Here is a 13,251-nt window from a genome sequence, read left to right as displayed (position 1 = left end):
AATATAATTAATAAAATTTCATAAAATTCTTAAAACCTGATGAATAGAAGATTGAGCTCCTTTTTACAATCTCAGATTACTTTAAAATCGTACTGTATTTTGAATTTAAATTTTCACATTTTCATACCAAAACATATACTTTTTACCTGTTATAAATAAAGATATTTTCAATCCTATTTTAAAATTTTTTCCAATTTTCAAGGAATAACTCATTGTTTTATTAATAATAAACTGCCTGTATTTTTGAATACTATTTGTAATATTGAGACAATAGTTGTTTAAAATAAACTAAACTATATTTAATAGCTATCAAAAGCTTATAAGGTTGTCGTAACTAAACTATTTAGTGAATTATCATTGCAGATATGCTGTTGTACAATCGTGTAAAAAATTGTAATTTTACCCATCTTTTTACAAACAAAATCTAATAAATAAAAATGAATACAGAACAGTTTGTGAGCCGTCACATTTCCTTAAATGAAGCCGATAAACAGGCGATGTTGGAAAAACTTGGCGTTTCTAGTATTGAAGAGTTAATTTCTCAGACCATTCCTTCTTCCATCCGTTTAGAAAAAGATCTTGAGATCTCAGAACCGCTTTCGGAGTACGAAATGCTGAATCACTCTAAAGAGTTGGCATCAAAAAACACTGATTATACAAGTTATATCGGTTTCGGATACCACAATACCCTTTTACCATCAGCTATTCAGAGAAATATCTTTGAAAATCCTAGCTGGTATACTGCATATACACCATATCAGGCAGAAATTGCACAGGGAAGACTGGAAGCTCTTCTTAATTTCCAGACTGTAGTGTGTGATCTTACAGGCTTCGGTCTTGCTAACGCCTCTTTGTTGGATGAATCTACTGCAGCTGCTGAAGCTATGCACATGTTCTTTAACAACAGAACGAAAGACCAGAAGAAAGGAGAAGCTAATAAGTTCTTTATTTCGGACCTTGTATTACCTCAGACAATCTCCGTATTGAGAACTAAAGCTGAAGGGTTAGGAATTGAAGTGGTTGTGGGTGACCACAAAACGCATGCATTTGATGCTTCTTATTATGGCGTTCTATTACAATATCCTGGTAAAAACGGAATTGTTCTGGATTATACAGAAAACATTGTAGAATATAAAAAAATAGACCTTCAGGTAGCTGTTGCATGTGATCCTATGGCATTGGTGAAATTGAAATCACCGGCTGAAATGGGTGCTGACTGTGCAGTAGGAACTTCTCAGAGATTTGGTATTCCATTAGGGTACGGAGGTCCTCACGCGGCATTCTTTGCTTGTAGAGAAGAATATAAAAGAGATATCCCTGGAAGAATCATTGGGGTTTCTCAGGATATGTACGGAAGACGTGCATTAAGAATGGCATTACAGACAAGAGAACAGCATATTAAGAGAGAGAAGGCAACTTCAAACATCTGTACTGCCCAGGTTCTTTTAGCGGTAATGGCAGGGATGTATGCGGTTTACCATGGTCCAAAAGGATTAAATTATATCGCAGATCAGATCCACTTTAAAGCAAATGCTTTGAAAGGAGGTCTTTCAGCATTAGGATATCAGGTTGTAGAGGAGCCAATCTTCGATACTGTAAAAATCACAATGCCTGAAGAAGAAAAAGGAAGACTGATGAGAATGATGCAGGACCACAGACTTAACCTTAACTATTTCACAGAAGGGGTGGTAAGTGTTGCGATCAACGAAAGTACTACATTAGAGAAATTAAACTATCTGATGGCTTCTTTCGCTCAGTTCAAAGACAAGCAGACTTTTAAATTAGAAATCAAAGAAGGATACAGCATTCCTGAAGAAAACCTGAGAAAAGATCAGATTCTTACAGAAGAAGTATTCAACAGATACCATACAGAAACCGAATTGATGCGTTACATCAAGCGTCTTGAGAGAAAAGATTTATCATTAACACATTCAATGATTTCTTTAGGATCTTGTACGATGAAACTGAACGCTGCGACTCAAATGTTACCACTTTCATGGGCAGATTGGGGAAGTGTACACCCATTTGTACCGGTAGATCAGGCTGGAGGATATCAGCAGATGATTGCAGAACTTGAAAAAGATCTGGCAACAATTACTGGTTTCGCAGGAACTTCATTACAGCCAAATTCCGGAGCTCAGGGAGAATATGCAGGATTAATGGTCATCAGAGAATACCATATTTCAAGAGGAGATCACCACAGAAATGTAGTATTGATTCCTCAGTCTGCACACGGAACCAACCCGGCTTCTGCTGCAATGGCAGGAATGAAAATCGTAGTTGTGAAAAACCTTGAAAACGGAGAAATCGACTTCGAAGATCTTAAAGCTAAAACAGAATTACATTCAGCGAACTTATCAGCTGTAATGATTACATATCCGTCTACTTACGGATTCTTTGATGCTAACATCAAGGAAATTACTAATCTGATCCACGAGCACGGAGGACAGGTGTATATGGATGGTGCTAACATGAATGCTCAGGTAGGATTTACAAGTCCGGGAAACATCGGAGCAGACGTTTGTCACTTAAATCTTCACAAGACTTTTGCAATTCCTCACGGAGGTGGAGGTCCTGGAGTAGGTCCAATCTGTGTTGCTAAACACTTAGTACCATTCCTTCCTTCTAATGCAAACATCAAAATCGGAACTAAAGAAGCAATCGATGGTATTTCTGCAGCACCTTACGGTTCAGGATTAATCCTGAATATTTCTTATTCTTACATCAAGATGTTAGGAACTGAAGGCCTGAAAAAAGCTACCGGACATGCAATTATGAATGCTAACTACCTTAAGTTGATTTTAGCGGAGCATTTCCCAATTTTATATTCAAACGAAAACGGAAGAGTGGCTCACGAATGTATCGTAGATTTCCGTCAGTTCAAATCTTTAGGAATTGAAGTGGCTGATGTGGCGAAGAGATTAATGGATTATGGCTTCCATGCTCCTACAGTTTCTTTCCCGGTTGCTGGAACATTAATGATTGAGCCTACAGAATCTGAAAGCAAGTCTGAAATTGACCGTTTTGCAGAGGCTTTAATCTCTATCAAACATGAAATTGATGAGATTGCTAACGGACAGGCTGATCCTGCAAATAACGTATTGAAAAACGCTCCTCACACAGAGCAATTGGTGATCTCTGATTCTTGGGATAAACCATACAGCAGAGAAAAGGCAGCTTATCCATTAGAGTGGGTAAGAGACCACAAATTCTTCGCTTCTGTATCAAGAGTGGATGAAGCTTACGGAGACAGAAACTTAGTATGTACTTGTGAGCCGATTGAAGCTTATATGTAATTAGAATTTTTTCTAGATATAACAAATCCCTTTCAGTAATGAGAGGGATTTGTATTTTTTGTAATTCTGCAAAGTCTCCTGACTTTGTAAAGTGTTATGTATTATAATCTTATTTATTTGCCTTTAATTAATGCCTCTAATCTAGACATCATATCATCCTTTTCCGTCAGCATTCTTTCGTAAAGAGCAATTTTTTCCTCATGAAGTTGGATGATTTTATCAATAGGATTGTAATTATTCACAATAACACCTGTTGCGTTATCATGAAAATTGCTTGAAATAATATTTATAGCTTGTTCTTCATCAAAATTCTGGAATGCTTCCACAGGAATTTTCAAAACTTCAGAAATTTTTTGAAGAAGAGGATCTTCAATAGTTTCTTTCTGTTCCAATAATGAGACTTTCTTTTGATTCCAGTCATCACCCAAATCCAATGCTAAAGATTCCTGTTTGATGCCCAGCATTTCTCTGAATCTTTTTACGTTTCTTCCCTGATGTATTTTTTGTTCCATTGGTGGTTTTTAAGCTTAATTGATGGTTCGGATAGTAAAGATAAAAAAATATATGGAAGCGTGAGGCTACTTTTGTAATTCAGTAGAAGCTTTGTTTTTGAATAATGAGTAAGTACATTCTATGGGGGTGTCATTGAATTTTAGTGATTTTTTATAGTATTAATGATAGTTATGTATATTTTTAATGAATACTTACTATTTTTTCTATTTTTGCTGAAAATTAAAATTAATAACCAAATAACTTTTGGATGAAAAAAATAATCATCTTAGCTTTTTCCCTGGCATCTTTAATGGGATTTTCTCAAACGGGGTTACCTCAGAATTTAATTATTGACGGAACTTTTGGGATCCCTGATCCTGAAGATATGCTCTCACGGGATCTTAATAACGATAACAAAAAAGACATTCTGGTTAAAACCTATTACCGCAATCTTTTCTGGATAAAGAATAAAGGCAATGGATTTGAACATCCGGAACTTATTTATGAATCTCCTGTTGAATATATTAATGATTTTGACAGTGCAGATTTTGATGGGGATGGAAAAGCGGATATTATTTTTAGTACGGCAAAAGGCCTGTTTCTCATGAAAGGAACTGGAGTTGGAGCTGCTGCTTCTTTCAGCCAGCCAGTTAAATTGGTAGATGAGAGTATTTCTCTTTTCAGGGTTGGTGATATCGATGGGGATGGAGATCTGGATATTTATTTTCATCAGCCTATCTCGGGAACATGGTTGATAAATAACGGAAATGGAACATTTACTCAGGGAGCACTTATTTTTACCTCTCTTCAAAAACCGGATACTGTTATTCTGAAAGATCTGGATAATGATAACAAACCGGATCTTCTGGTTAGATTTAATGCAACAAGGATATTAAGGTGGTACAAAAATAATGGGAATGGGAGCTTTACCTTCAAACAGGAGATTGATGATTTTGCATTAGGTGAGTTTTTTGACCTTGGTGATGTGGATGGTGATGGAGATTTGGATATCATTCACCTATTTGAAAATGGGAATGTTAAACAGTTTAAATGGTATAAAAATACAAATGGGGCAGGTACTTTCTCTCCCTCTATCTTAATATCCAATGTTCCTTATAAACCGTATACTGTGCAAAATGTAAAAAGGTTTGGAGTGAAAATGTTTGATCTTGATGCAGATGGTATGGAGGATCTTGTATTCTGTGTATTATGGGATAATAAATTATCATGGAAAAAGAACCTTGGGAACGGTATTTTCGGAGCTGAACAGATTGTTTCTCAAAATGCAATAAGAATTTCTCAGTTTGATGCTGCGGATTATAACAATGATTCAAAAATTGATTTAGTATCCGTTTCTGCAGGAGACAGTAAAGTTGCTTGGTACGAAGGAATTACCGGGACAGGCAATTTTTCTTCTGAGAAAATTCTTACAACAGATGTTTACGGGCTTTCATCAGTAGAAACAGGAGATATTGATGGGGATGGGGACGCAGATATTGTAGCAATGTCTTCAAGTAAAATTTCGTGGTTTAAAAATACAGATGGACATGGTGGCTTTTCAGATCAGCAGAAAATAATAAAAAATAATATGAAGTATGTTTCTGATATGTCGTTGGCTGATATTGATAATGACGGGGATACTGATATTATTTTTAATAAAGAATTGGATACCAATCCTACAACATACAAATATGTATGGCTTGAGAATAATGGAACAGGAGATTTTAATACAGAACATACGATAGGAAATAGCCTGAGTCTGGGCCATCTTAATACAGTAGGTGATTTTAATGGCGATGGTAAGAAAGATTTTGCTTATATAGGAAATGCCACTAAACTGACTGTATTAATGAATACAGGTAATGGGAATTTTGGTGCTCCTACAGAATTTTTGGATAGCATAACAAGTTATGTTACTTCATTTAAAAATGCTGATATGGATGGAGATGGAGATCTGGATCTTGTTATCGCTCTTTTAGATGGTAACATTATCTGGTATGAAAATGTAAACGGGCAGGGAAGTTTTACGGTAAAACATGTTGTCGCCAGCTCTTTGTTTGGATATATCAAACTTCATATAGCGGATTTGGATGGTGATGGAGATAATGATATTTCTTACGTAAATGATAATGGAAATAAAATAAGCTGGTTTGAAAATACTGATGGAGCAGGGAATTTCGGACAGGGGAAAATTGTAGGAGCCGGAACTGCAATAGGACCATTCGCACTCACTATAATTGATATTGATGGTGATGGACTTAAGGATATTGTCACTAACTCTAAAACGGAACCAAAACTAAGATGGTATAAAAATAACGGCAATGGAATTTATGACAACGTTCCGAAATTAATTACCAATAATAATATGGGAATTGCAGCATCTTTGCTGAGTACCGATTTAAATGGAGACGGAAATAAGGAATTAGTGGTAGGATCAAAATACTTGGCTAATGATAAAGAATACATGATCTCATGGTTTGAAACGGGAGCTGCTTTCCAAAATAAAATAAAAGGAAAAGTACGGTATGATATTGATAATAACGGTTGTGATGTGAATGATATTTCAGCGACTATGATGATGGTCTCCACACAGGATTCTGCTCATAAGTATTCCACTTTTACCAATGGGAACGGTGAATATTCGCTCGTAGCAAAACAGGGGCAGTATAACACGTTTGTGGATAAGGCTCTTCCTGATTATAGTATAAACCCTCAAAATGATTCCTATAATTTTGCAGCAACCGGAATGACACGTACTGCCGATTTTTGTATTACTCCCAATCAGGTATATAAAGACATAGAAGTGAGTATCTATCCGATTTTAACAGCCAGACCAGGATTTGATACAAAATACAAAATGATAATCATAAATAAAGGAACCCAGAAAGTGAGTGGAGATATTTTCTTCAGCTATAATAATGCAAAGATCAGTTTCCTTCAGGCTTCCGCCATACCTACATCACAAAATAATGGGAATATAATCTTTAATTATCAGGATCTGGCACCGTTTCAAACAAAAACTATTGAGCTGAAATTTAATGTTCTTCCAATGCCGGCAAACAATATTGGCGAACAGCTGGGTGTGCATGGAGCAGCCAATGTCATTGGTGATATAAATCCATCTGATAACGAATTTAATTTACTGCAAACTATTGTGGGATCTTATGATCCAAATGATATAACAGTTATTGAAGGTCCGCAAGTGCTTTTACAGGATGTTGATAAATATCTGCATTATATCATCCGTTTTCAGAATACAGGAAACCATTTTGCAGAAAAAGTAAAGATTCATAATCTTTTAGATTCCAAACTCGATAGCTCTACTTTAGTTTTGGAATCTTATAGTCATGCGAATGAGGTAAAAATTACTGATGGACATGATATAGAGTTTAATTTCAATGGGATCTATCTTCCAGGGTCTAATGATGAGCCAAATTCACATGGGTTTGTTACTTATAAAGTGAAGCCTAAAGCAAATGTTCAGGTAAATGATATCATTAATAATACTGCTGATATCTATTTTGATTATAATCCGGCAATTGCTACTAATGTGGTCTCAACTAAGATTATTAATCAGACATTAGGAACTCAGGAGCAATTGAAAAATAGTTTAAGGATTTATCCTAACCCAACTACTGGAATTATTACAATCAATACCCAGGCTATTTCTGAAAAGGTGGAAGTGTATAATATGGCAGGACAAAAGCTGAAAGAATTTCAGGATGTAAACAAAATCGATATTACGGAGCTTCCGACAGGAATTTATATGCTGAATATTACCTCAAAGAATAAAGAGGTGACTAAAGCTAAAGTTGTAAAGAAATAAAATCCGGTATCAATAAATAGGAACACCTCTCATTTTTGAGAGGTGTTTTTTAATATATTAATGCTATTATCTTCTCTTATAGCTGTAAGCCACCAGAATGGCTACTCCCATAGTAAGAACAGTTATCATTGAAATCGTTTCAATGGAGATTCCACTTTTCATCTGTGTGTTTTCTTTTTCACATGAATAAAAGAATAATACTGTCAATAAAAGACAGCTCGATAGTAATTTTCTGATCATAATTGCATTTGTTTGGTTATTAATGTTTTATCATCAAAAAGTATACCGATTTTGTGGACTATATGTAAAGCGGTTTTTAGGAACTGCTACATTTAGTTTTCGTTTATTTTCCGTGAGACTTTAGCAATCACTGCCTGATGTTGGAAATAATCAACAGTGGTAAGAATAATAAAAAACAAGCCCGGAATCACAAGTTCTATGATCAAATGTTGAACGGAGAAATATAAAATTAGGAAAAGAATACCTGCATACAGCAGATTAAATAGGATGGGATAAAAGGCTTCAACCTTATACGTTAGAGTTTTTGCACTTTCATTGTAAATAAAATATTCTTTGCCGGGTGATAGGATCAGGGGAGATCTTTTTGAAAAATCGAGTTTAAAAAGACTGTCTTTTCCTGTAATTATATTGTCATGAATTTGTACATCATTTACTTCTCTTTCCATAAATGAATCGTGTGCAGCATCAGTGACATTTTTTGCAGTTGTTCCCTCTTTTATTTTTATTTTAAATGTATAGAACATATTTCGTTATTTTTTACTCTTATCATTGTTTCCTTCATCCCAATAATAACTGTCCGGATAGATTCTTGCTCCAAATACAGCCGTTCCAACACGTATAATAGTAGCTCCTTCTTCTATGGCGGCTTCAAGGTCACCACTCATTCCCATTGACAATTCCTTCATTTCTATGTTGGGAATATATTCACGGATGATTTGCTGTTGCAGGTTTTTAAGAATTTTAAAACACTGTCTTACTTTTTCAGTTTCTGCGCTGAATAAGCCGATAGTCATCAATCCTTTTACTTTTAATGTAGAGAATTCTGAAACCTTTCGGGTTAATTCAATGGCCTGGCTGGGATCTATTCCAAACTTGCTTTCCTCATTCGAAGTATTGACCTGAATCAAAACTTCAATTGTTCTGTTCTCAGCTAAAAGCCTTTGATGCAGTTTTTCTGCCAGATCCAGGCGGTCAAGCGACTGTATACAGGTTATGTCGTATTTCAGGATATCTTTAATTTTATTGGTCTGGAGATGTCCTATAAAATGATTGATGTGAGGCGTTTCCTTAAGATCTTCATATTTCTCCTTCAGCTCCTGAACTTTATTTTCTGCAATGAGAGTCTGTCCGTTTTCCAAAGCAATTTTAATACGTTCTGCGGAAACTGTTTTGGTTGCTAATAGTAGTTTAACTTCATCACGATTTCTTCCTGCTTTTTTACAGGCATTTTGAATCCGGGTATCGATGACTTTCAGGTTGTGAAGGATGTCTTCTTTCATGATCGGATGATTTCTTTAGCTTCCAGTTTTTGAATAAGAGCTGTTTTCACAGCCGTTAAAGCATAATCCTTAGCCTCTGCAAAAGAAATGGAGTATTTCCTTTCAATGGATCTCATATCTTCAGGGAATCGATTGAGGAGAGTGTCATAAAAAGTATCCAGAAATTCTGGAGAAGGCATTTCATAATTGATTTTCAGCTGAAAACGTCTCAGTAGAGCTGTATCAATAATCTCAGGATGATTGGTGGCACATAGTAAAAGTGCGTTTTCAGGATAATAATCAATAAGCTGAAGCAAAGTATTGACTAATCGCCTCATTTCGCCCACATCTTTATCATCACTGCCTCTTGCTTTTCCGATCTGATCCAGCTCATCAAGAAATAGAACAGATCTTTCCCTTCCGGCTTTATCAAATATCATTTTGATATTCTGAGAAGTTTCACCTATTCGGGATGAAACAATATTACTTAAATTTAAAATGATAATATTTTTCCCCAGAGCACTTGCAATTGCTTTGGCAGTCATTGTTTTTCCACATCCTGAGCTTCCCTGAAGAAGAATCTTATGATTCACCGGAAGACCGTATTCCTGCAGTTCCTTGCTGTAGGTATGTTCCTTAATAAGCTGTACAAGCTGTTCCCTGTTGTTCTTACTGAGAAATACATCGTTAAGGTTTACCTGTTCTTTATCTTGAATAATGAGATTGTACAGATTCATGGTAGCAATTAATGGTTCTAGATTCTAACAAAGATAAGGCTTTATTAAATGACGTAAACATCCTGATTGAGAATAAACGGGTAGGCCAGGGATGAGTATGGGTGATTAATGATGAGTAATAAGTAATGAGGTGGTTTTAGCAGATAATTTAAATATTAAGCTTAATTACTATAAAAAATAAATCCGAACTAATGTTCGGATTCATCATTTGGATATAAAAATTTGTTATGAAACTAAGATCTTTTTGTTTATGTTTTTGGGCCCTTTTACCTCATAGGTAAAAGAGCAATCTGATTTCTCAGAGTAAAAACATAAAACAATATAATTAGTATAGTTTTGCTATAGGCTTATTTATTTGAGTGATTAGTTTCTTTCTCTTCTTGCTGTCATGAAATATGATGAGAATACTACTAAACATGTTGCGATACCGATATAAGTTACCATTTTGTATTATTTTTAATTATTTGACTTTTTTTTATCAATCTTTCAATTGCAATATTACAGCTTTCAAATCACGTGCCAAAGCAAATCACTATGATGTATATCAGTGTGTTATGGGTGTTTTATTTAATTTTTAAGAGATTTTTTGTTTACATTTTGTTAATGTATTATTGTGAATTTATTAATATATTTATTGTTCTGTCTTTAAAAAAATATGAAAATGTTAAGCGTTTGTAGACTTCTATATTAGACTTGATAAAACAAACAATAAGTAATGTGATGCATAGTATTGATGTGAAATGAGAATTTTATGTGTAAAATTTCAGCGTAAAACAGATTTCTATGTTAAGAAAATTTATTTTTATCAGTGTTTTTTGCGTTGAATTTTTTTATTGCCTGTCAGATTCTATGACATCCTTTTTGTGCCAGAACCGGAAATGTCTCTCTCATTTGTCAGCTTGTTGAGGTTTAAATGTAAATTAAGAAAACGAAATATAGAAGTTGAAGACTTCTTTTTGGGAACAGGAAAGAGGTTTTGTTATTTTTGCATAAATAATACTTTATGGGACGCAGTTATCTTTTTCTGGCTTTGGCCATCGTATTTGAAATCATAGCTACAACCTTTCTGAAAAAATCAGAAGAGTTTTCTAAGCTGTGGCCATCCGTTGTTACGGTAATAGGATATGCCTGTGCCTTCTATTTTTTAAGTCTGAGCCTTCGTCAGATTCCGGTTGGGATTACTTATGCGATCTGGTCTGGTGTAGGTATAGTTTTTATTACAATAATCGGGGTTGTCGCATTTAAGCAGGTTCCGGATTTACCTGCCATCATCGGAATAGCATTGATTATTTTGGGGGTAATCGTAATCAATGTGTTTTCAAAGATGGGAACTCATTAAATAATAATATCCTGTGTGGTTTGAAGCTGTTTCCAGTGCTGTGATCTATTTTTATACAGAAAAAATTTTCCCAGCTTATATTTAAACTGTAAATAACCGCGGAATTCAATTCCATTAAATAAAGTGTAGGAAATATGCTGATTTTCTTCTAAAGACTGTTTTATCCCTTCGCTGAATACACTAGGACCTGTTGTAGCATGTACATTATTAGGATAGCAGTGGTTTTCTATATTGTAAAGCATTAGTTCCAATGTTTTCTTTAAAAAAGGATGGTCTTTTCTAAAAATAAGTGCCCATTGAACATATAGATTTTCATGTCTTTCTTTACAGATCACTGCTTCATCTTCATCTTTTATAAGACGCCTGAAAGGTTTGGTGATTGTACTGTCTATATCCAGATATATTCCTCCTTTTTTGTATAAAATGGCATATCTGAAAAAATCTGCTTTTGCTGCACCAATGGTGAGCCTGCTATAACATTCAATATATTGTGGTGGAAACTCTTCAGACAAAAATTTTACGATATCATGATCATCATAGAAAAAATACTGATATTCAGGATTCTTCCTTCTCATATTCCAAATGTGAAATTTTGTAAGTAAAGGCAGCTTTTTTGTTTTAAAAGTCTGAAATATTTGTTTGGGTATAGCCATATTCTTTTTTTATCATCATTATTAATTAAGCATGAAATTGCTTTTTATCAATGGGATTCATGTTTTGATAAATTTTCGCTAAAGAGAATGATGGTTTTAATGGAATAGTTTTGTTTGTGTTTTTTGATTTTTTTTTGTAAAAAAAAAGGTTAGAACTTATGTTCTAAATGTTGCATTTAAAGCTTTGCTTTCTTTAAAAAATTAATTCGCTATTATTGAAGTTGTTATAGCTGTGTTTTTATTGTTGTGTTTTTTTTAAATTTTTTTTCTGCTTGGTACAAAACTAAAGTGACCAAATTAGAATTTCTTTGGAATGGGATTAAAATATCATTAAGGAGATTAAAATGACATTAGAAAATTGTTAAGAGAAATTAATATAGGAAAATAAGCAGCACAGAAAGTAAGAGGGGGTTAGAGATAATTGCATTCCGAATAATCCCGTAGATCACTTGGTGGAATTGATTTGTTGAAAAATATATGGTGCTTTTTAAACAGCTCGTAGATCTTTGTAAGAAATTAATAAGTGATAATCTGAATGATCTGTGCCATTAATAAAATGATAAATGGATTTCGATTCTTTAATAAAGTTTCTGGTCATTTTCACAATAAAAACTTCTTCGTTTTCCGATTCCTGTTTTTTTCTTAATAAGTTTTTGGCCACAGATCGAACAGGTGGATTTTGTATGAACCAGCCAGTGCTTTTTCAAGGTAAATTCTCTTTTCCAAGCCAAAAACTGGAAACTGTAATTTCTGGCTTCTGTAATAAGTTCCTTACGCTTTTTAGCGGGTAGATTTCCTGTTAAGCTTTCCGGTTGTACACCAATTTTGAAAAGAACTTCATTTTTGATGATATTTCCGACTCCTGAAAATAGATTCTGATCCATTAAAGCGTCACATACCATCATATTTGGATGGGTTTTCAGTTTCTTTTCTGCTTTTTCCGGGTTCCAGAGATTGCTCATCACATCTGCTTCCCAATCGATCGTAGAAAGAAAATCTAATTCTACAGATTTTACAGAGCATGTATAAAAATACATTCCTTCGTTTGAGAAAAGCAAAGCTAGCCTTAAGGTATTTTTCGGCTTTGTCTGTTCATTAATACTGTAAGAACCAAACATAAGGAGATGAATACGGATGGCTGCTTTTTCAAAGACCAGATAGGTTTGCTTTCCAAAAGTGCGGATCTCATGAAGTGTTTGGCCAATGAATGTTTCTTTATCGAATTTTGCATTACCTGATGCGTCTGTTACCTTATGGCCAACAAACTGCTGCAGGCTTTCTTTCATTAAAATAATGGATGGACCTTCAGGCATGATGTTACTTTTCAATAAAAGTTCAAATACTGTTCCGTTAAACTAAAATGTAGAACTCAGATTAATCCATCCGGGTGTATCAGGAACTTAAAATAA

General features: G+C 34.5%; 10 protein-coding genes. 3 read left to right on the top strand and 7 right to left on the bottom strand.

The window, feature by feature from the left end:
- Positions 1–437 precede the first annotated feature (437 nt).
- Positions 438–3,296, top strand: a complete 2,859-nt coding sequence (gcvP, locus tag WH267_RS22905) for an aminomethyl-transferring glycine dehydrogenase (RefSeq protein WP_340011221.1) — start codon at positions 438–440, stop codon at positions 3,294–3,296.
- Positions 3,297–3,409: 113 nt separating this feature from the next.
- Here the strand turns inward: gcvP and WH267_RS22900 are convergent, their stop codons facing one another.
- Positions 3,410–3,808: an XRE family transcriptional regulator gene (locus WH267_RS22900; RefSeq protein ID WP_340011219.1), complete on the bottom strand. Its 399-nt coding sequence runs from the start codon at positions 3,806–3,808 to the stop codon at positions 3,410–3,412.
- Between the two features lie 248 nt (positions 3,809–4,056).
- On the opposite strand from WH267_RS22900, the gene WH267_RS22895 reads away from it, so the two are divergent.
- Positions 4,057–7,614 carry a T9SS type A sorting domain-containing protein gene (locus WH267_RS22895; RefSeq protein ID WP_340011216.1) on the top strand — a complete coding sequence of 1,186 codons (3,558 nt, stop codon included), beginning with the start codon at positions 4,057–4,059 and terminating at the stop codon, positions 7,612–7,614.
- 66 nt (positions 7,615–7,680) lie between these two features.
- On the opposite strand, the gene WH267_RS22890 is transcribed toward WH267_RS22895, so the two are convergent.
- The 4 genes from WH267_RS22890 to WH267_RS22875 form a co-directional block, all read right to left on the bottom strand.
- Positions 7,681–7,854 (bottom strand): hypothetical protein, encoded by a 174-nt coding sequence (locus tag WH267_RS22890; protein ID WP_165852266.1) that lies wholly within the window; start codon positions 7,852–7,854, stop codon positions 7,681–7,683.
- A 92-nt stretch (positions 7,855–7,946) separates the two neighbouring features.
- Positions 7,947–8,378, bottom strand: coding sequence for a hypothetical protein (locus WH267_RS22885; protein ID WP_340011214.1), 432 nt, complete (start codon positions 8,376–8,378; stop codon positions 7,947–7,949).
- 6 nt (positions 8,379–8,384) lie between these two features.
- Positions 8,385–9,134 carry a YggS family pyridoxal phosphate-dependent enzyme gene (locus WH267_RS22880; protein WP_340011213.1) on the bottom strand — a complete coding sequence of 250 codons (750 nt, stop codon included), beginning with the start codon at positions 9,132–9,134 and terminating at the stop codon, positions 8,385–8,387.
- Positions 9,131–9,850: an AAA family ATPase gene (locus tag WH267_RS22875; protein WP_340011212.1), complete on the bottom strand. Its 720-nt coding sequence runs from the start codon at positions 9,848–9,850 to the stop codon at positions 9,131–9,133. The genes WH267_RS22880 and WH267_RS22875 overlap by 4 nt, the downstream gene beginning before the upstream one ends.
- A gap of 1,003 nt (positions 9,851–10,853) precedes the next feature.
- On the opposite strand from WH267_RS22875, the gene WH267_RS22870 reads away from it, so the two are divergent.
- A complete protein-coding gene (locus WH267_RS22870) occupies positions 10,854–11,189 on the top strand; it encodes a DMT family transporter (protein ID WP_123318797.1) in 336 nt (111 codons plus the stop codon).
- Here the strand turns inward: WH267_RS22870 and WH267_RS22865 are convergent.
- The gene (locus tag WH267_RS22865) at positions 11,186–11,842 is read right to left on the bottom strand and encodes a glycosyltransferase family 32 protein (protein WP_123318798.1); all 657 of its coding nucleotides are present in this window, start codon (positions 11,840–11,842) and stop codon (positions 11,186–11,188) included. The two genes, WH267_RS22870 and WH267_RS22865, sit on opposite strands and share 4 nt — an antisense overlap.
- Before the next feature lie 578 nt (positions 11,843–12,420).
- A complete protein-coding gene (locus WH267_RS22860; RefSeq protein WP_340011207.1) occupies positions 12,421–13,155 on the bottom strand; it encodes a DNA-formamidopyrimidine glycosylase family protein in 735 nt (244 codons plus the stop codon).
- Positions 13,156–13,251 lie beyond the last annotated feature (96 nt).

The organism is Chryseobacterium sp. MYb328, from assembly GCF_037572595.1.
GTDB lineage: Bacteria > Bacteroidota > Bacteroidia > Flavobacteriales > Weeksellaceae > Chryseobacterium > Chryseobacterium pennae.
This window is presented reverse-complemented; position numbering and strand designations above follow the sequence as displayed.

Bases quoted from the DNA above. Each gene is read 5' to 3' on its own strand.
- WH267_RS22870 (WP_123318797.1), top strand. From the start codon at position 10,854: ATGGGACGCAGTTATCTTTTTCTGGCTTTGGCCATCGTATTTGAAATC.
- WH267_RS22895 (WP_340011216.1), top strand. From the start codon at position 4,057: ATGAAAAAAATAATCATCTTAGCTTTTTCCCTGGCATCTTTAATGGGA.
- WH267_RS22880 (WP_340011213.1), bottom strand. From the start codon at position 9,134: ATGAAAGAAGACATCCTTCACAACCTGAAAGTCATCGATACCCGGATT.
- WH267_RS22860 (WP_340011207.1), bottom strand. From the start codon at position 13,155: ATGCCTGAAGGTCCATCCATTATTTTAATGAAAGAAAGCCTGCAGCAG.
- WH267_RS22900 (WP_340011219.1), bottom strand. From the start codon at position 3,808: ATGGAACAAAAAATACATCAGGGAAGAAACGTAAAAAGATTCAGAGAA.
- WH267_RS22885 (WP_340011214.1), bottom strand. From the start codon at position 8,378: ATGTTCTATACATTTAAAATAAAAATAAAAGAGGGAACAACTGCAAAA.
- WH267_RS22875 (WP_340011212.1), bottom strand. From the start codon at position 9,850: ATGAATCTGTACAATCTCATTATTCAAGATAAAGAACAGGTAAACCTT.
- gcvP (WP_340011221.1), top strand. From the start codon at position 438: ATGAATACAGAACAGTTTGTGAGCCGTCACATTTCCTTAAATGAAGCC.
- WH267_RS22890 (WP_165852266.1), bottom strand. From the start codon at position 7,854: ATGATCAGAAAATTACTATCGAGCTGTCTTTTATTGACAGTATTATTC.
- WH267_RS22865 (WP_123318798.1), bottom strand. From the start codon at position 11,842: ATGGCTATACCCAAACAAATATTTCAGACTTTTAAAACAAAAAAGCTG.